General features: G+C 38.9%; 17 protein-coding genes and 1 other annotated feature. Of the genes, 1 reads left to right on the plus strand and 16 read right to left on the minus strand.

Going from position 1 to position 17,787, the window contains the following annotated elements; translation table 11 throughout:
* Window positions 1-17 precede the first annotated feature (17 nt).
* The 6 genes from ACWPVL_RS01005 to ACWPVL_RS01030 all read right to left on the minus strand — a co-directional run bounded on the left by ACWPVL_RS01005 (window position 18) and on the right by ACWPVL_RS01030 (window position 3,077).
* Window positions 18-485, minus strand: a complete 468-nt coding sequence (locus ACWPVL_RS01005; RefSeq protein ID WP_454386811.1) for a deoxycytidylate deaminase — start codon at window positions 483-485, stop codon at window positions 18-20.
* A gap of 102 nt (window positions 486-587) precedes the next feature.
* Window positions 588-947 (minus strand): 50S ribosomal protein L20, encoded by a 360-nt coding sequence (gene rplT / locus ACWPVL_RS01010; protein ID WP_005590588.1) that lies wholly within the window; start codon window positions 945-947, stop codon window positions 588-590.
* 46 nt (window positions 948-993) lie between these two features.
* Window positions 994-1,194 (minus strand): 50S ribosomal protein L35, encoded by a 201-nt coding sequence (gene rpmI, locus ACWPVL_RS01015; RefSeq protein ID WP_015604488.1) that lies wholly within the window; start codon window positions 1,192-1,194, stop codon window positions 994-996.
* Window positions 1,195-1,227: 33 nt separating this feature from the next.
* Window positions 1,228-1,758: a translation initiation factor IF-3 gene (gene infC, locus ACWPVL_RS01020; protein WP_015604487.1), complete on the minus strand. Its 531-nt coding sequence runs from the start codon at window positions 1,756-1,758 to the stop codon at window positions 1,228-1,230.
* Between the two features lie 16 nt (window positions 1,759-1,774).
* Window positions 1,775-1,905 (minus strand) — a sequence feature (ribosomal protein L20 leader region).
* A 26-nt stretch (window positions 1,906-1,931) separates the two neighbouring features.
* Window positions 1,932-2,609 carry a (d)CMP kinase gene (gene cmk / locus ACWPVL_RS01025; protein WP_454386293.1) on the minus strand — a complete coding sequence of 226 codons (678 nt, stop codon included), beginning with the start codon at window positions 2,607-2,609 and terminating at the stop codon, window positions 1,932-1,934.
* A gap of 9 nt (window positions 2,610-2,618) precedes the next feature.
* Window positions 2,619-3,077 carry an SAG1386/EF1546 family surface-associated protein gene (locus tag ACWPVL_RS01030; protein ID WP_045499497.1) on the minus strand — a complete coding sequence of 153 codons (459 nt, stop codon included), beginning with the start codon at window positions 3,075-3,077 and terminating at the stop codon, window positions 2,619-2,621.
* Between the two features lie 45 nt (window positions 3,078-3,122).
* On the opposite strand from ACWPVL_RS01030, the gene ACWPVL_RS01035 reads away from it, so the two are divergent.
* A complete protein-coding gene (locus tag ACWPVL_RS01035) occupies window positions 3,123-3,320 on the plus strand; it encodes a ferredoxin (protein ID WP_015604484.1) in 198 nt (65 codons plus the stop codon).
* Here ACWPVL_RS01035 and ACWPVL_RS01040 read toward each other — a convergent pair.
* The 10 genes from ACWPVL_RS01040 to ACWPVL_RS01085 form a co-directional block, all read right to left on the minus strand.
* Window positions 3,317-3,805 carry an EbsA family protein gene (locus ACWPVL_RS01040; protein ID WP_454386295.1) on the minus strand — a complete coding sequence of 163 codons (489 nt, stop codon included), beginning with the start codon at window positions 3,803-3,805 and terminating at the stop codon, window positions 3,317-3,319. The genes ACWPVL_RS01035 and ACWPVL_RS01040 overlap by 4 nt on opposite strands.
* Window positions 3,806-3,875: 70 nt before the next feature.
* Entirely contained in the window at window positions 3,876-6,344 is a 2,469-nt protein-coding gene (locus ACWPVL_RS01045; protein ID WP_454386297.1) for an LTA synthase family protein, read from the minus strand.
* Between the two features lie 24 nt (window positions 6,345-6,368).
* Window positions 6,369-8,015 carry a rhamnan synthesis F family protein gene (locus tag ACWPVL_RS01050; protein ID WP_454386299.1) on the minus strand — a complete coding sequence of 549 codons (1,647 nt, stop codon included), beginning with the start codon at window positions 8,013-8,015 and terminating at the stop codon, window positions 6,369-6,371.
* 17 nt (window positions 8,016-8,032) lie between these two features.
* Window positions 8,033-9,241: an ABC transporter ATP-binding protein gene (locus tag ACWPVL_RS01055; RefSeq protein ID WP_454386301.1), complete on the minus strand. Its 1,209-nt coding sequence runs from the start codon at window positions 9,239-9,241 to the stop codon at window positions 8,033-8,035.
* Window positions 9,241-10,050 (minus strand): ABC transporter permease, encoded by an 810-nt coding sequence (locus ACWPVL_RS01060; protein WP_268735271.1) that lies wholly within the window; start codon window positions 10,048-10,050, stop codon window positions 9,241-9,243. The genes ACWPVL_RS01055 and ACWPVL_RS01060 overlap by 1 nt, the downstream gene beginning before the upstream one ends.
* Window positions 10,051-10,055: 5 nt before the next feature.
* The gene (locus ACWPVL_RS01065; protein WP_314481503.1) at window positions 10,056-10,991 is read right to left on the minus strand and encodes a glycosyltransferase family 2 protein; all 936 of its coding nucleotides are present in this window, start codon (window positions 10,989-10,991) and stop codon (window positions 10,056-10,058) included.
* Window positions 10,988-12,136, minus strand: a complete 1,149-nt coding sequence (cps2T, locus tag ACWPVL_RS01070; RefSeq protein ID WP_454386304.1) for a beta 1-4 rhamnosyltransferase Cps2T — start codon at window positions 12,134-12,136, stop codon at window positions 10,988-10,990. Before cps2T ends, ACWPVL_RS01065 begins: the two co-directional genes overlap by 4 nt.
* 171 nt (window positions 12,137-12,307) lie before the next feature.
* Window positions 12,308-13,552 (minus strand): glycosyltransferase family 4 protein, encoded by a 1,245-nt coding sequence (locus ACWPVL_RS01075; RefSeq protein WP_454386306.1) that lies wholly within the window; start codon window positions 13,550-13,552, stop codon window positions 12,308-12,310.
* 9 nt (window positions 13,553-13,561) lie between these two features.
* Window positions 13,562-14,863, minus strand: coding sequence for a DUF2142 domain-containing protein (locus ACWPVL_RS01080; RefSeq protein ID WP_454386813.1), 1,302 nt, complete (start codon window positions 14,861-14,863; stop codon window positions 13,562-13,564).
* Window positions 14,850-17,783, minus strand: coding sequence for a rhamnan synthesis F family protein (locus ACWPVL_RS01085; protein WP_454386308.1), 2,934 nt, complete (start codon window positions 17,781-17,783; stop codon window positions 14,850-14,852). The genes ACWPVL_RS01080 and ACWPVL_RS01085 overlap by 14 nt, the downstream gene beginning before the upstream one ends.
* Window positions 17,784-17,787 lie beyond the last annotated feature (4 nt).

Genomic DNA, 17,787 nt, shown 5'->3' on the forward strand with positions numbered 1-17,787 from the left:
TAAATATTTCAAGCAAACTATACCAACTCCGTCTGAGCAATGGCCTCTTTCACATCTTCTATCGGCAAATGTACCAGTTCCACTTCTTTTTCCTTGTAAAGGTACTGAGCATAATCATCTATCCGATATTGGTTGATGTAGACCACGCGCTTACAGCCAACCTGAAGCAGTTGCTTGGTACAGTTTAAACAAGGAAAATGAGTCACATAAGCCGTAAATCCCTTAGGAACACCCCGCTCCGCTCCCTGCAAGATAGCATTGACCTCTGCATGCAAGGTCCGTACACAATGACCATCAATGACCAAACACTCATGATCAATACAGTGCTCCGTTCCTGAAACAGAGCCATTATAGCCGGTCGATATAACCTTATTATCCTTGACTAAAACCGCTCCAACCTTGGCGCGTTTGCAGGTCGAACGATTGGCAATCAAAAGAGCCTGTGCCGCAAAATATTCATCCCAAGCTAACCGATTTGATATCATCATTCACTCCTCCATCCATTCTCACTATATTATACTAAAACACTTGGTGATTGTCACCCTAACAAGAAAAAAGCTGAAACATCGTTTCAACTTTTTATCTTCTTATTTAGCAAGTTTAGCTTTCGCTGCATCTGCAAGAGCTGTGAAAGCTGCTGCATCGTTCACAGCCAAGTCAGCTAACATTTTACGGTTTACTTCGATCTCAGCCAATTTCAAACCATGCATCAATTGTGAGTATGAAAGTCCGTTCAAACGAGCTGCCGCGTTGATACGAGTGATCCACAATTTGCGGAAGTCACGTTTTTTCTGACGACGGTCACGGTATGCATAGTAGTAAGAGTTCATTACTTGCTCTTTTGCAGTACGGAACAAGATGTGTTTTGCTCCATAGTAACCTTTAGCTAATTTTAAAATACGTTTACGACGTTTGCGTGATACAACGCCACCTTTAACACGTGCCATGTTTTATTTCCTCCAAATATTTCCTAGATAATTGTCACAAAGTCTCTTATTTAAGACCTGTAAGCATTGCTTTGATACGTTTGAAATCTCCTGCAGAAACCATTGATGCTTTACGAAGATGACGACGTTGTTTCTTAGTTTTTCCGTGGAAACGGTGAGAAGTGTAAGCACGGAAACGCTTCAAGCCACCAGAACCTGTACGTTTGAAACGTTTAGCTGATGCGCGGTGTGTTTTTTGTTTTGGCATGATAAAATCTCCTTTTTCTAACTTTCTGACAGTTTATTTTTTGTCACTAATCGGTGCCATTTGCATGAACATTTGACGTCCATCCATCTTAGGCTTTTGCTCAATGATTGCAACATCTTGAGTTGCTTCAGCAAAGTCTGCCAAGACCTTAGCCCCGATTTCTTTGTGGGTAATCATCCGGCCTTTAAAGCGAATGGATACCTTAACTTTATTTCCTTTTTCAAGGAACTTGCGTGCGTTACGAAGTTTTGTATCAAAGTCCCCTTTATCAATGGTAGGACTGAGACGTACTTCTTTCACAGTGACAACGCTTTGTTTTTTACGTTGTTCTTTCTGCTTTTTCTGATACTCAAACTTGAACTTGCCATAGTCCATAATTTTCGCAACAGGTGGTTTAGCTTGTGGCTGAATCAGGACCAAATCGACATTCGCTTCATCCGCAAGAGATTGCGCTTCGCTAAGCGGTTTAATACCTAATTGTTCGCCGTCAAGACCGATCAACCGAACTTCACGCACACGAATTTCATCATTGATGAATAAGTCTTGTTTTGCTATGGTTTTCACCTCTTTTTTTATTTTTCGAGAAAAACAAGTGCGGACCTGCTAACGCAAACCCGCACTACATGATAGTATTTCATCACTGAAACTGAATCCTGTAGAGCCAGACAACGTTAGTCGCAAGGCGAGAAGTTCTCACTTCTGCTTTTCTCAACTCTACTATCATACCAAGTTTCTTTTTATTTGTCAATGATTTTTTTTGCATTTTCTTCAATAAATTTGACAACTTCTGCAATTCCAATACCTGTCGTATCAAAATGGATGGCATCAGCCGCTGGTTTCAAAGGTGATACTTCGCGATGACTATCCTTGTAATCCCGCTCCGCTATTTCCTTTTTGAGCGTTTCCAAATCAGCTGGAATCCCTTTTTCAAGATTTTCCTTGTAGCGGCGCTCTGCTCTTTCCTCAACCGAAGCAACTAGAAAAATTTTCAGTTCCGCATTTGGTAAGACGACTGTTCCAATATCCCGTCCATCCATAACGATACCGCCTTGTGCAGCAATCAACTGCTGAAGGGCCACTAATTTTTCCCGAACCTGCGGAATAGCAGAAACCCAAGAAACATTGTTGGTTACTTCATTTTCTCGAATCGGATGGGTGACATCAACATCTCCTACAAACACTAGCTGCTCACCATTTTCAGAACGACCAAAACTAATCGAATAAGTCTCGAGCAAAGCTACGATCTCATCTACATCATTTTCAGTCAAATGATTTTGTAAAGCTAGGTAAGTGGCTGCACGGTACATGGCACCCGTATCCAAATAGGTATAATTAAAATCTTTGGCAATAATCTTTGCAACAGTGGATTTTCCACTTGACGCAGGTCCATCAATCGCAATCTGAATCTGTTTCATAACCCGCTCCTACTGAATCTTAACAATGTCACCTGGGTTGGCATACCAAGAACCAGTAGACATGTGCGACGGATTTAATTGCTCCAATTTTGCAATAGAGATACCTGCACGCGCTGCAATCGCAGCTTCTCCTTCACCAGGCTGAACAGTCAAGGTACCTTCTGAAGACTGAGTTGGCTTTTCTTCTGATTCACTTGGTTGCTCTGATGGAGCTGGTTGTTCCGCACTGCTACTTGAAGATGCAGCTGCATTAGAAGTACCATAAAATCCATCCATAACGGTCTTTTTATTACTTCCACCAGTAGATAGGTAGGCGAAAAAGAGTGCCATAGCAATGACCATCACTAGAAAAATAGCTGCTAATATGGTCAGCCAGCGATCAACTCGACTCGCCTGACTTTTCTTTCTGCGATTCAATTTCTCTGCTCCATTATCATATACATCTGCTTCCCATGGTTCTTTTTCCATGACTTCCTCCTTGAGTTTTTCTAAAAATCTTATTACAATATGAGTATGAAAGTTACACTCATTCCCGAACGTTGCATTGCATGCGGACTCTGCCAGACCTACTCAGATCTTTTTGATTACCACGATAATGGCATTGTCAAATTTTATCAAGACGACCAGCTCTTAGAAAAAGAGGTTGCTAGTCAGCCTGAAATCCTCGAAGCTATTAAAAACTGTCCAACCCGAGCCCTACTAAAAGATTAATGTTTCTTGGCTTGGTCACCATAGTAGACTTCAAAATAATCTAGAAGAGTCAGATTGTCTACTAATTCCACTTCGCCTTTAAAATGCTCATTTAAAGCTAGAGCATTGACAAAATATTTTTTTGGCCACTTCCGCATACAGAAAGTTCTGCTGCGACTCTTCCCTGTAAAATGAAGGGTGATAGACGTCTTCGTCACTTCTAGCTTCTCAATCGTTGAAATGTCAATCTTGATTGGCGTGAAAGGATTTGCCGTGATAATGCGCAAAATACCCTCATCATAAATCGTGAAATATCTATGCACACCGATAGCCAGTAAGACCATAAACAAAAAGAATGAAAAGAGGACAAGAGTCGGAACACTGGAGCTTTCGTACATCAAGGCCAGTCCTATAAAAATTGGAATGACTGACAAAGACCAATAAATCACCAACACCGACATTTCTGGTTGCCAATGATAGCGTACTTTCCCAAAAATCTTTATCATATCTTCACCCCCTTACTACTAGTTTAGCATAAAATAATAAAAAATAGAATTGGTAAACCTATTCTATTTTTTATTTTGCTGGTACAGCAAAGAAATCCTTCGAAAGATATCCTTTTCCACCAACCATATCATACTCGATCAATTTCAAATCATCTGCAATTTCCTGAGCTGATGAATCCAGTGCTTTCTTGTCCACACTGGCTTTATGGAGAACCTCAGTCAATAAGGCGTAGTAAGGAGATACTTTCGAATTGGTCTGCTCAAGTAGCAAGGCTGAAAAATCACTAGAATTAACCAAAGGATAGTTCAACTTAGGTGTCTCATAATTGCTCCAGATAAAGTAATCGGTCAAATATTGATTTTCGGGATGATCCTTAAAAGCTGATTGAGGATATAGACCTGGCAAGTGATCACCATAAAAAACTACTGTTATCTTTTTATCAATTTTAGAAAGCTTATCTAGAAACTCCTTGGTCGCATTGTCTGTGTGGTAGAGCATCCTTACATAGCTGGATAAGGATTTATTTCCTGCCTCCGTGAAACCTGAGTAACTAGCAGACATGTAAATCGGATTAACTTCCGTCCAAGGCATGTGGTTTTGCATCGTCATAACTGAGAAAAATTGACTTTGGTCTGTTTTTAGACGATCTAAGACTTGAGTATAGGTCGTTTTATCACTATAGTTTCCACCAATATGATCTCCCTGTAATCCTTGAGTTCCATAATGAATAAAGGTATTATATCCCAGATCTTTATAAATGATATTTCTGGAATAATTACTTGGTGAAGCTAAATGGATCACTGTACGATTTTGAGAAGAATAGGAATCACTGATTGCCGGAAGCTTATTCATCTTCGGTACAACTTCCGTATAAATGACTGAGACAGAAGGCGATAGGTTATAAAACGGTAAACCAGTCAGCGTTTGGAACTCCATATTCGCAGTTCCACCACCATAGCCATCTGATTGCATCAACCCACTGGTAGTCTTAGACATGATTTCCTGAATATTTGGAATCGGATTCTGTGACATAGATACACCAGAAATCCGTGCTGGATCAGAAAAGCTCTCACTAAGAACATAAATGACTGTCTGTTCTTCTATTTTCTGCTTACGTTCCTGATTGATAGAATCAGCTAGTGCTCCATATTTCTTTTCTAATTCTTGAATTTTTTCTTTAGAATATCCCGCCGGCTGAATCATAGGCTTATCAGATAATTGAGTAAACCAAACAAAAGAGACCGACCGCATTTGGGAATTAACTGTATTACCAAACCAAGTCAAATCATGGTAATTATTCAAAATAGATAAAACTGGAATATTATCAGCAACTTTGCCATTCTCTTTCGAAGAGAATATCTGTAAAACACCTAAGAAAAAAATAATAGGAAAAATCAGTGAAATAAGTTGAATTTTTACCATGGCGATTATTTTTCCAGGTAAAATTTTCCTACGGAAAAACCAATAGAAAAGACCAATAGCTACCGCACTAGCAATTGCATAGATTCCATAATTACCGCCAAGAAAATCAAATAAGAGCTTCGGATCTTTTAACCAAGTAATATCACTTGGTAGAATTGGTTCTTGTCGATATTGAAATTTCAAGCTGCTGGCAATTGTTGAACTAACACCTATCGCCAATATGATAATTGTGGGTAGAAAAATTTGATTAAAAGCAAGATAGATAAAAATAAATAGTGCAAAAAAGACTGCTATCTGAAAGAGACTTGCCCCAGTAAATAAATGAAGTTCTAAAACAGAAACATCCGCTCGAATACTATTTTGGATAGTGTAGTTAAAGATAACAGAAAAAGCTGCGCTACTTAAGACTGCGACTGAAAGGCTTCCTTTATTTCTCGAAATATCTATCAACCCCTTTACCGCTAAAAAACTAGGAATTGAAAATAAGAAAAAGAGTAAAATAATAAAACCAATTAACTTAAAAATAGAATCTTGAGAAATTTCAAATCCGCTATCTGTAAGATAAGTCATTAACAAAGTCTGTTGCTGAAAAATAGTTGTTATCTTACTATCTGTTAACGAGAAGAGAAGAAAAGATTGGGACAAGAACAGTGTCTCTAGAAAACCGCTATTAAATTCATCAACAGTTAAAAAGCTTCGGGAATGATATTTTTGTAGAGAAGAAAAGCGGTTAATGAGATAAGCAAATAAAAATATTAGCAGTAAGTAAGGTAAACCGTTAACTTCTACAAAGTGATTACTGAAGATATTCTCTGCTTTAAAATCAAAATCATTCACATGCTGCGTCACCGTCAGCAAATAAGAAAACAGGGTGTAGATTCCATAAACGAGAAAAGACCAGACTAATAATTTTCGATTTAGCAGTTGGGCAACAATCTGACCTACACCAAATAAAACCGCCATTAAAACGAGAAAAACCAAACCGAGGCTGGCATAATTATCTAACCCCTTATTTACTTGAAATAAGAATAAAGTCGCAACAGCTATGGAATCCAAAACTAAAAAACTGATAAGCAAATAAGAAATCTGCTTATAATAATTGACTAAAAATTTCATTATTCTTTCTACAGAAACTATTATCTAACTTTTTAAAAGGTTCGATAAATACTTTCTAACTTTTTTTGCTAGGCTCTTATGAGCCAGTTTTCCTTTCTGCTGGATTAATTGTTCTGCTTCTCTTTGCAAATCTAATAGAGCAGGCAATGGGGTTTTAGGCATGATTTTAAAATCATAGTCCTGATCCCAAGCCAAATAAACCAATAAACTTTCTAAAACTTGAGGTTCTATTTGAGCTGATAACTGGTACTCATTTTGAAAAAGACCAGTCAATACGGAAGGTTTAAACCAAAAAAAGCCACCATACACTCTGGCAAAAACAGGATGTTGTTCAAAATCAAACGGTTTCTGGCAATGGAGTTTTTGCCAAATTGCAGCCATTTCTTTCCGAAATATTTTTTGCTCAAACAATCCATATCTGACTAAACTTGGAAGATCTGGTATAACGAGCCCAAGCTTATCATCTTGTTCCAAGACTTTAATACTAGCATTGGCATTTTCAAACATCATCTCCATCAAATCTCTACGCATCGCTTTATCGAGTTGAGGCATTCCATCTACTAAAATTGCAGTAGAAATATGCCCAACGGAAGCAAATTGCAGCAAGAGTCCACTCTGTTCAAGCATCGCCTGCATAGGATTCTCTTCTTTCCCTAGAAGAACTTGATAACGGTCTGATACAATTTCCAAGAGCTGAGTAAAGATTTTTTCGTCAGCTGTCGTCACCACAAATTGGTATTGTAGAGGAAGAATTTCCCAATTTTCTTTAAATTGCTCGAAGACTTGAAGATCTGTTACATGAATATGAAGAGCTACCGGCTTTTCTGGCGAGTCATTCTTATCATCTCTCGAAAGCTGCTTATCCTGCAAAAGGCAGGGTACATCTGGACCAACATATTCAAATATATGCTCAGAAATTAAAGAAACAGGATAAGAAGTTCTCTCTTTGATTTCTTCCAGCAGATACCCCGCAGAAAAAGGATTGCCACTGATCGCTTTCACTTTCAAAAAGGGAACCTTTTTCTCAAGAATAGTAAAAGGCTTATAATAAGTAAAATCTGGATGGATTAAATCTGTTGCCTCTTCTAGACGAGTATCAAAGGCAGCCTGATAGGTAAATCCTGCCTCTGTAAAATATTGGGTGAATTTCGTCTCGTAGTGGTCAATCACATCTTGAACATCAGTAAAATCTTTTACTTTTGTCCAAAATTCTTGAAAAGAAATTGCCCTCAATATCTGCTGTTTAAAGGTAACAAAATAGCTCTGCAGATGTTCTTCAAAATACTTTGTTTTTCGAAAGTTGGTCATGCCCCAAAAATCAACCTGAGTATCCGCCTCAAAACGCTTATAAATAGGCTCTAAATCCCAGAGCGGACCAAAACAAGTATCATTCATCAAAGTCAGAGAGTCATAGTTTTTGAGTTCCTCAAAACCTACGGCGCTCATTCCATCCCGCCAAGCCGCGAAATCATAGCCTTGATTGTCCCGTTCCAACACATTACTTATCCCAAATTCGTCGTGCAACTTTTTCTTACTTGCTTCTTCGATATAACTATTTGAAATAAAAAGGATTTTGGAAAACAGGGGCTTGAGCTGTTCTAATTGGTAGAAGACATGATTACTCACGCGCTTATATTTATTAAAATGAACATAAAGTAATATTCGTTCCATGAAAACACCTTATCATTTTATTGAGAGATTTCCCAGACCCCATTACGCTGAATCAATCCCGTTGCTGAGTCTTTTGCAGAGATATCGTCATCTTCAATATCCCGTCGGCTGATAATAATGACCGGAGTATTCTTAGAATCTGCAAAGGCTAAAATCTGATTCTCTTCATCACGCACAGAAACTTGCAATTTCAATTTTGCATGATTGATTTGAGAAAGATGGCATTTGTATTTAAGTGTCTTCTTTCCTGTTCCTTCTGTCAAATTATCCATTGAATTATCATTATACAACCAAATGGTTCGGTCGATATCAGTCAGTGAAAAGGCTATGTAGGTTGGCATATCCTGATTGACTTGATAGCTAATTTCAAATTCAATTTCTTGATTTGGTGCTGTCTGAGGAGAGCTTAGTAGACGAACCTCTAAATCAGAAACTGCCTCAGATTCCTTTTCAGCGACATAATCTTCGTTCATGGCTTTGGTGTCAGTTGCATTATCTAAACTGTATTGGTTGGCTACATCATCTGGATTTCCGACAACTTTGACTAAACCATTTTCAATCAAAACAGCTTTATTACAATACTTTTTGACAGCATTCATATCATGAGTTACTAAAATAGTTGTCTTTCCCGAATGCTTCCGTTCCATGAAATAATCATTACACTTACGCTGAAAAGCTTCATCCCCAACAGCCAGAACCTCATCCAAAATCAGAATGTCTCCTTGAGCCTTGATTGCCACAGAGAAAGCCAAGCGAACCTGCATCCCGCTAGAATAATTTTTGAGTTTTTGATTCATAAACTCACCCAGCTCAGCAAACTCCACGATATCATCGTACATGGCATCTACTTCTTCAGTTGAGAAGCCCAGCATGGCACCATTCATATAGACATTTTCGCGGCCGGTCAGCTCTGGATTGAATCCAACACCTAGCTCGATAAAGGAAACCAACTTGCCATCAATGGTCACTGTGCCCTTTTCGGGAATATAGATCTCTGAAATGATTTTCAAAAGGGTTGATTTGCCCGAACCATTACGGCCGACAATCCCATAAAAATCTCCCTTTTCCACTTCAAAGGAAATATCCTTAAGAACGTTCTGCTCTTTGTAACCTTTGATTCCTCGAAAGCGGTTAACTAGGCTTGTTCTTAAACTTTGTGTTGACTCTGTTGGCAGTTTAAAAAACTTACTGACATGGTCAACTTTTACTGCAATATTATTTGACATTATAAAATCTCCGCAAATCTCTTAGCATTTTTATTAAAGATATAATATCCAAGCCCAAATATCACTACTGGCAATAAATAAGGAATCAGAGCAATCCAGTAATGGTCCATCAAATCCCAGCCCCGAGTACTGCCTGAGAAAACGATAAAATGGCGAAGATCTTGAATAATCTGAGCCATTGGATTCAGCATCATCAGCTTAGCGACCAAAACATGCCCACCCTTCAGTATATAAGTCAATGAATAAATAATCGGTGTCGCATACAGGCCTGCCTGCAAAACCACTTCCCAAATGGGTCCAATATCACGATATTTAACAAAAAGTGTCGCCAACATAAAGGCAAAGCCAGCTGAAATCAAAACTAATTCCAGAAACAGCGGGATAATAACCAGCCATCCTAGCGTGATTGACACGCCATTAATCAGTGCAAAAGCAAAAACGACCATTAAATTGATAGCATAGTTGATTGCTGCACCAGTGATAGCTGAAAAAACGATAATTGATTTAGAAAAATTCAGTTTTCGCAGTAAGTCCCCTCGCGCAACAATGGACATCATGCCCATATTGGTCGCTTCTGAGAAAAAGTTCCACGTCACCATCCCTAAGAGAAGCGATACTGCATAATGAGGCGTTCCGTCATCAAAACGCAGGAAACGAACGAAAACAAGATACATAATGGTAAAAAGCATTAAGGGTTTTAAAATCGACCACAAATGCCCAATGAAACTGCCTTGATAACGCAATTTGAAGTCTGTTTTAACCAATTCTCTCAAGAGAATCCAATTTTTTTGGCTAAAATAATCTAGCATGCATATTACTCCTTATAAGCAAATTTTGTGAGAATAAGTGTCGTGAAAACTAAAGTATGAAAGGCACGATTTTTTCTGTAGCCATACTTTCGAATCCGTCGCAGTCGCTCTGCAAAAGGAGCTTCCATGATTGTCACAAAATTTTCAATAATTTCTCTATTTTCAGTTGTCAGAGGCTGGCTGAGAAGGTTGCGGGCCTGAGTCTGACTGTCTTTTATTAATTTCCAATATTTAGCAAATAGACGGCTAGGATGAATCCAGTTCTTCATCCGCTTGCGTAAAGTCCGGGCTCCTAACACATTATTGGAATGTTGGCGGTAGAGTTCCCCTGGCTGATCTAGATAAACGAGTTGCCCAAAAGCCGAAGCCAACAAGCCCAGATACCAATCGTGCATAAGCAATTCATGCTCCTCCTGCCCTGTCCACAAATCAGCCAGAGCGCGGTTGATCATCGAAACGCCACCTGTCACCGTATTTTCCGTCAGTTCCTGAATCAATTTTGTATTAGCATGATCAGACTGCGTTCGAATCATACTTTCGTGAACAACATTTAGCTCCTGATCCACCACTTTTAAATCCATATAAACCAACAAAGGTACGGAAGCATCATAGTTTTCTGCTGCCGCCAACTGAATCGCCAACTTATCCGGCAACCAGACATCATCCTGATCGCTAAAAAAGTAAACATCCGAATCCTGATACTTAAGCAAGCTATGAAAACTCTTAATGACACCCAAATTTTGAACTTCTTCCGGATTGATAAAGAAAATTCGGTCATCCTGACGGCAAAAATCCTCAATAATCGCTCGCGTTCCATCACTAGAGCCATCATCTCGAATCAAGAGCTGCCAGTCCTTATAAGTTTGGGCTTGAATACTTTCAATCTGCTCTGCCAGAAACTGCTCACCATTATAGGTAGACAGAAGAATAATCACTTTCATGATAAAAATAGCTCCTCGTATTCACCTACAATTTTTTCCCAGGTGTAGTTTTCTTTCATATTTTCTTTGGCTGCTTGACCTAGCTCAGAAAAATCAAGCTGACCATCCACTTTGTCAATCAGCTGGGCCAACTGCCCCTCTTCTTTTTGCCAATACAAAGCTGTTTCTTGGGCTACTTGATGGTTGAAGTCCACATCCAAAACTAAATTGGCATCAGTCTGAGCCAGAGCTTCCAGAAGCCCGGGATTAGTTCCACCGACTTCGTGTCCATGCAAGTAGGCAAAAGCTTTATTGCGGATATATTTGAGCAGTTCCTGATCATAAACAGTCCCGACAAACTTAATCCGAGAATCCTTATCAAAACCCGTTTTTTGCTTAAGCTCTTCATAATAAGGATTTCCCTCATGATTGCAGATAATCAGCAAGTCACGTTGGGTCTTGGATTTCATAAATTCCCGAATGATGGTCTCGTAGTTGTTTTCTGGCACAAAACGTCCAACAATCAAATAATATTCCTTTTCTCTGCTCTGCCATTTCTCAAAAAAATCACGCACGCGAGCATCCTGAGAGTCAAGAGACGATAGCTGGAGATCTGTCCCATAAGCAATGAAAGCTGTCTTAGACCAAGGATAGGATTGTTTTATATAGCTCTCAATGCCTTGGTTGTCCGCAATGACCAGATCAGCATGCTTGGTCATAAGCTTCTCGGAATATTTAAGATAGGCTTGAACTGGCTTAGCCCACTTAGCCCGCTTCCATTCCAGACCATCCGGATTGATAAAGAAAGTCCCGCCTGCTTTATGAATTTTATGCGCAAAAGGCGCCACAAAGGCTCCGATCGTATTACCCAAAATATAAAAAATTGGACGCTCAATCTGCTGCTCTTGCACTAGCTTTAAAGAATAATTGATAGCCATCATATCATAGGCGATCACTCGAGCCGGCCCCAACTTAGGAGCCTTAACGGTGAAGCAATCCACTCCCTTGTAATCAAAATGATGAAAAGCTTCATCATCCGACAAACAAGCTACATGATACTGGATTTGGGAAGAAACCTTATTTTCTACTAATTTTTCAACAAACGTTTCAAATCCGCCATATTTAGCAGGAAGTCCGCGACTTCCGATGATGAAGACATGTCTCATGCTTTTCCTCAATTCAAAGATTTACAATCTAGTCTATTATATCATTTTCTTGGTGATTTGTGGGCTACAGAGAAAAAAGTCGAATAAATCATAATATCGCCTAAGCAAAATTATTATTTGATTCGACTTTCATATCATTCGTAGTAGGCTACTACCACTTAAAAAGATTCTTTAACTTTTAAAACAACTTATTTTTTTCTTTACTTTGTTCAAGAGAGTGCTTATTGGCGAAAGGGAAGGATTCGGTTCAAATAAAAAGTTTATGTGTCGCAAAGAATGACCGCTATTAGTGCCAGACTGAGCGATTGCCTCTAAGATGTCATGATAAACACTGGAAACCTTGTAAAGATTCTTTACTCTTTCTATGTTATCTAAAGAGCGCTTCTTCAAGTATTCGAAATTCTCTAAACATTGCTGGATTTGATTTGTTAATTCATCTACATTTCCCGTAGGATAGAGTTGGCCTTCCTTGAACATTTCATAAGCTGACAGATGGCCTGGATTATCTGATAGGATGGTTGGCAAGCCATTCATAATGGATTCTATGTAGACTAGACCAAAGGTCTCCATAGCAGATGGAAATACTGCTATATCAGCTGTTGTTGCTTCAGCCCAAGGATTATCATGATATCCTAAAAACTGGACACCTTCTAACTGATGTTCATCTATATAAGAGTCACACTTATTCTTATATTCATTGTCCCAAGCCCCAATAAAGACTAGTTCTGGTCTTGGCTGAGAGAGTTTTGCATAGGCTTGAAGGAGTTCTAGTTGATTTTTTCTCTCTGTCAGACGACCAACTGACAGGATACGACATTCATTTCCAGCAAGTTTTTGCTCCTTTTCAACTTTGATCTCAGTAAAAGGGGCAAAGGAACGAATTTTTCTATGAGGGAGAAGCTGGGTTAATCTTTTTTGCAGAGAACCTGTCACCGCAAAAATCTCCTTGGAATATTCATCTACAAAATCAATTTTCTCTTTATAATAACCAAATTCTCCTTCAGGAAATTCATGAATCAGCCAGAAATGCGGAATATTTTCACAAGCTGCTGCCACCGCTCCTTGAAACATATTAACTGTATTTGTAATGACCAAGTCAATATGGCTATCTACCATTAACTTTCTCAGCGCAGCAATATTTTCTTGGTAAGAATTTACCCTCTCTTCATGAGTCCCAGGAAGACCACCTGGCGCATCCTCCCACCACCATTTAATGGATGGTAGAGCAATGGTTTTAACCCCTTCTTTTGCAAGAGTAGAAATATAGTCTTGCTGGACTTGGACATGATAATCTGGTATCGCATTGATAACATGATAGCCCTCTTGAACCAAATACTTCATCAGATGGAAAATAGAAATCTCTGCCCCATTATCCAAAGTTCCAGTCGGCGAAATGAATAAAATATTTTTCTTCATAGCTTATCCTTACCAATTCCAATAGAATGGAATCATTAAATAGATTGAAATTAAAAAGTTAGCTGACAAAGTGCCTATAAGCAAGTTTTTAACTGCCCGCTCCTGAATCTCCAGCTTGCCGATATTCGCAAGTACGGGTAAGAAGAGAATTAGGAAAGGCGTGAAATAGCGGCCCTGAGTTCCAACGGATATCTGAGCACCTTTTCCTAAAACAATTGGAGTCCACTCTAGATACATGATGGTGACAACGGCAATAACCTGCAAAAGGAAAAGATAAGCGGAGACCGTTGCATAAGATTTCGTCATAAAATCCTTCTTAGACTGCAAAAAAATGATAGTCAGTACCGCTACATCAAGAAAGATTAGCCACAGGGGCAACTGAATGGTGAAATTACCCAAAAATCCAAAGAGACCAATGGTCAATACGGTATTGAGGTCACCGTTCATGCGCTGTTTAAACAAGGTGTTAAGCAGAACCCTACTATAGTAGAAGAGCCCTCCTTGATGACGAAAAAGCAAATGCAAGGCTAAGAAAACAGCAACAAAAGCCAAACCGTAAAAAACATAGCGATGACGACCGATAAATGCCTTGGTCGCAAGAAAAGGCTTGTTCAAAACAGCTAAGAATCCTTCCATTTCAAAATCAATGAAAGGCAACAAGCCTAGCAATAAGACATTGTTCAGTTTGGTTGCAAAGAGTCCGACGGATATGGCCAAAAGCTGGATGAAATTCTTATTGGTAAATCTCTTGCTGGAAGCAATATTAGTGAAAAAACCAATAACTAGCATAAGCTCCAAGTAGTTCATTACATCGTAGGAGAGAGAAGCTGCCTGCTGAACCATAATCGGCAAAAGTGAAATGAAAAAGAGAGCTTTTTTGCCGTACTTAAAATACTTAATCAGGAAGTAAACACCCAAAATATAGGCTAGGCCGTTAAAAAATCGCCCCATCATGATAATAACTCCCACCGATGGATAGATAAACGATCCCAAGGTCATGCCAATGAGCTGCGGTAAAAAGGAAAGAGTTTTGAGATTAATCCCCAAAGTAAACTCTTCCTGAGACAAATCCAATTTTTCCGTAAAAAGCTTCTTGTACTCTCTTGGAGAAACATGCGGTTCCGAAGAGATATTTTCCATCCACTTGTAGGTTTTCTCTGTCGGTTTATGGAAAATCTCCCAAGTCATGCGGGCGTGATTCGTTTCATCCGGAACACGGTTGATCGGTTGAACCACCATAAATGTCATGACAAAGACCGTCGCAAAGACCAAAAAGATATTTTCTATTTTCATCGTCTTACTTCTTTTCAAAATCATTCACCATTTCATCTTTACTATCTAAACTGCAGTTTTCAAGAACAAAATCATAGGCATTTTCTGCTAATTCCTGACGTAGGTCAGACGAAAGAATCAAACTCTCTAACTTTTCTTTCCACTCCCCGTCTTTAGCTAAAAGTCCAGTTTCCCCATCTTTAACCATATCAGAGAAGGCTCCAATATGACTAGCAACTGTAGGAACTTTTACTAAGGCAGCCTCCATCCATTTGATTTCAGACTTAGCCCGGTTAAAGACCGAGTCAACCAGCGGCGCTAAATTGATATCTACCCTACTAATCAGCTGGGGTAAATCCTTCCAGTCCACATAGTCATGTACAACGATCTGCTGTTGATACGGCTTCATATCCTCTGGAATATCCAAATGTCCGACGATATGAAGCTCCACATTCTTGTAGACTTCAAGCAAGGATTGGATGGCTGGTTTTATCAATTCAAAATTTTCATTGTGACTGATTGAGCCTGAAAAATAGCCAATCTTGACTTTTGAATCCTGCTGACTATAATCTTTGATAAAGTGAGAACTGATTTCAATCAAGTCACTGGAAGCTCGATTTCTGTTTAGCAACACCTTATCTTTATATTTGAGCAGCTCTTCCTTTAGTTGGAAAGTCGAAGTAATCGCTCCATAACAGGCAGCTAGCATCTTGCCATAATTTTTGACACCCGCATCATAGTTGCCCTTGTCCTTCTCTGACAAGCCCTGAGTATAGCTCAGCTGATCTGTATAAACTGTATCAAAAACCAAATCATCAATGTCAAAATAAACTGGTTTTTTATCTCTTTTAGCTGTATCGCACAAGAATTGAAGTTGATAAGACCATGGAGCCCGATAGATAATAATATGACTTGCATATCGAGCCTGAGAAATCTCAAATTCTGATACATTTACTACTTTGACCGTGAAGCCGTTTTTTCGCAACTGTTCTGCTTTGTTCAGCACTCGGTAACGTGTACATTGAGGAATGATATTTTCAACTCCATCTATAATCAAGATATACTGTTCTCTGGAGATTGATTTGAATTTTTGTACAATGTTTTCCAATATTTCAACTGGATAATCTGTTTCCATTTGTACATAATTGAGCAAATCAGGTATTTCTGTTCGTCTTTCCAGTCCCTGCCAACGGAATTGTTGCGCATTATAATTTTGTAATGAGGTGTATTTAACCAACGGACTACCAGCCCTAAGCATTCTTAAAGGATGAATATACATAGCACTGTCTTTGTTTTCAGACACCAAAGCATCATATCGATAACCCAAATCTGCGAAATACTTAGTAAAAGTTGTTTCGTGTTTCCCAATAGCCTTATCGCGTGAATCCGTATCGGTTAGGTTATTCCAATAGTCGAAAAATTCCTCTGACCGAAGCAATAAAGGCTCAATGACAAGAAAATAAGACTGCAGATGTTCTGGAATATAGCCATATTGATTGAAATTTGTAGCATCTTCCTGCACTTCACCAAAGGAAATCCCCCAGAAATCGAGATTTCTATCCGCCATTGTTTGGAAGACTTCATTCAAATCTCTCATTGGACCAATATTCGTATCATTGACTAACAGAAGCTGAGAAGAAGTTTGCAGCTTTTCCTTACCAATGGTCAAAATACCTTCCCTAAATGCTGCAGCATCGTAACCAGTATTATCCCTTACCAGAACTTGTCCATATTGTTCTAAGACAGATAAATCCTCTGATTTCAATCCTCCATTTACCACAATCAGCGTTTCATCTACCAAAGCAGCTAATTTCTCTAAAAACAGAACCTTGTAGCGCTGAAGATTCTCTTCTGCCTCAAAAATGACGTAGATTAGGCACTTTTTGCCAGCCACTTGTTGAAGCTGTTTTCGCTGAGAATTCCGTAAAACTCGATAATAATAGCTTTTTGGCGAGTTGATATTTCTTTTTATGGTAATGCACTGACGCTTCATTTGAGATAGGACAGTTCGGATATTCCGCGGATTTTTGACAATCTGCCCTACCTGCTTAATTGGAGTGACGATAGCATTCCCAACACGATAAGAGAGCGAGTTACGTAATTCATCAATGTCATCCTGATATTGATAAATCAATTCGCTATCACGTTCCCAGTTTCCCTTTATCTCTTGGACATAGTCGGATACCTGATTCATATGCTGAATCAAATCACCCAGTCTGCCATCTAGAATATAGATATTTGCAGACAAAGCTTGATAAATCTCATCTGGCAACTGTTTCACATACTTACGCAAGATTTTCAGATACATTTCATAATGATATCTCGTAGAATCCCGTTTAGAGATTGATTCCTTATCAAAGACCCGGTAATTCAGCTTTGTTTTTGTATCATAAACAGGTTTCGCACCTTGGTTGATAATCAAGTTTAAGAGAAAATCATAGTCTTCCAGTTTTTCACGATTCAGTGCTTCATCGTAATAAATACCATCAGCAACCGAACGACGAATGAGAGAACAGTTGGAAATAAAATTCTCCGTTAAGAAAGCCACCTTGTCATAGGGACGTGATTTAAGGTAAACTTCTTTTTTATCAGGGTCATACAAATCCCCATAGACAATATCTGCTTCCTCTTGCAGCATGGTTGTATAGAAGCTCTCAACGTAGTCAACATCTAGGAAATCATCACTATCCACAAAAATAAAATAAGTTCCTTGAATTTGCTGCAAAGCCTTATTTCTTGTCTTGACGACCCCCATATTTTCATGGCTTTCAAACCGCGTCGGAAAAGGGGAATCTACCAAAGTTTCTTGGATAATCTGGGCGGACTTATCAGTGGAACCATCATCCAATACCAGTAACTCAATATTTTGATAGGTCTGCCCAAAAATACTGCGCAAACACTGTTCAATGTAGTTTTGATGGTTGTAACATGTTACAACAACAGATATTAAATCTTTCATATAC

Source organism: Streptococcus sp. Marseille-Q8145, from assembly GCF_965112035.1.

What these genes read in the sequence shown, in the direction of transcription:
- ACWPVL_RS01065 (WP_314481503.1), bottom strand. Translation starts at nt 10,991, where the DNA reads ATGAAAGTGATTATTCTTCTGTCTACCTATAATGGTGAGCAGTTTCTG.
- ACWPVL_RS01045 (WP_454386297.1), bottom strand. Translation starts at nt 6,344, where the DNA reads ATGAAATTTTTAGTCAATTATTATAAGCAGATTTCTTATTTGCTTATC.
- ACWPVL_RS01040 (WP_454386295.1), bottom strand. Translation starts at nt 3,805, where the DNA reads ATGATAAAGATTTTTGGGAAAGTACGCTATCATTGGCAACCAGAAATG.
- ACWPVL_RS01060 (WP_268735271.1), bottom strand. Translation starts at nt 10,050, where the DNA reads ATGCTAGATTATTTTAGCCAAAAAAATTGGATTCTCTTGAGAGAATTG.
- rplT (WP_005590588.1), bottom strand. Translation starts at nt 947, where the DNA reads ATGGCACGTGTTAAAGGTGGCGTTGTATCACGCAAACGTCGTAAACGT.
- cmk (WP_454386293.1), bottom strand. Translation starts at nt 2,609, where the DNA reads ATGAAACAGATTCAGATTGCGATTGATGGACCTGCGTCAAGTGGAAAA.
- ACWPVL_RS01035 (WP_015604484.1), top strand. Translation starts at nt 3,123, where the DNA reads ATGAAAGTTACACTCATTCCCGAACGTTGCATTGCATGCGGACTCTGC.
- ACWPVL_RS01050 (WP_454386299.1), bottom strand. Translation starts at nt 8,015, where the DNA reads ATGGAACGAATATTACTTTATGTTCATTTTAATAAATATAAGCGCGTG.
- ACWPVL_RS01075 (WP_454386306.1), bottom strand. Translation starts at nt 13,552, where the DNA reads ATGAAGAAAAATATTTTATTCATTTCGCCGACTGGAACTTTGGATAAT.
- rpmI (WP_015604488.1), bottom strand. Translation starts at nt 1,194, where the DNA reads ATGCCAAAACAAAAAACACACCGCGCATCAGCTAAACGTTTCAAACGT.
- cps2T (WP_454386304.1), bottom strand. Translation starts at nt 12,136, where the DNA reads ATGAGACATGTCTTCATCATCGGAAGTCGCGGACTTCCTGCTAAATAT.
- ACWPVL_RS01030 (WP_045499497.1), bottom strand. Translation starts at nt 3,077, where the DNA reads ATGGAAAAAGAACCATGGGAAGCAGATGTATATGATAATGGAGCAGAG.
- ACWPVL_RS01005 (WP_454386811.1), bottom strand. Translation starts at nt 485, where the DNA reads ATGATATCAAATCGGTTAGCTTGGGATGAATATTTTGCGGCACAGGCT.
- ACWPVL_RS01085 (WP_454386308.1), bottom strand. Translation starts at nt 17,783, where the DNA reads ATGAAAGATTTAATATCTGTTGTTGTAACATGTTACAACCATCAAAAC.
- ACWPVL_RS01055 (WP_454386301.1), bottom strand. Translation starts at nt 9,241, where the DNA reads ATGTCAAATAATATTGCAGTAAAAGTTGACCATGTCAGTAAGTTTTTT.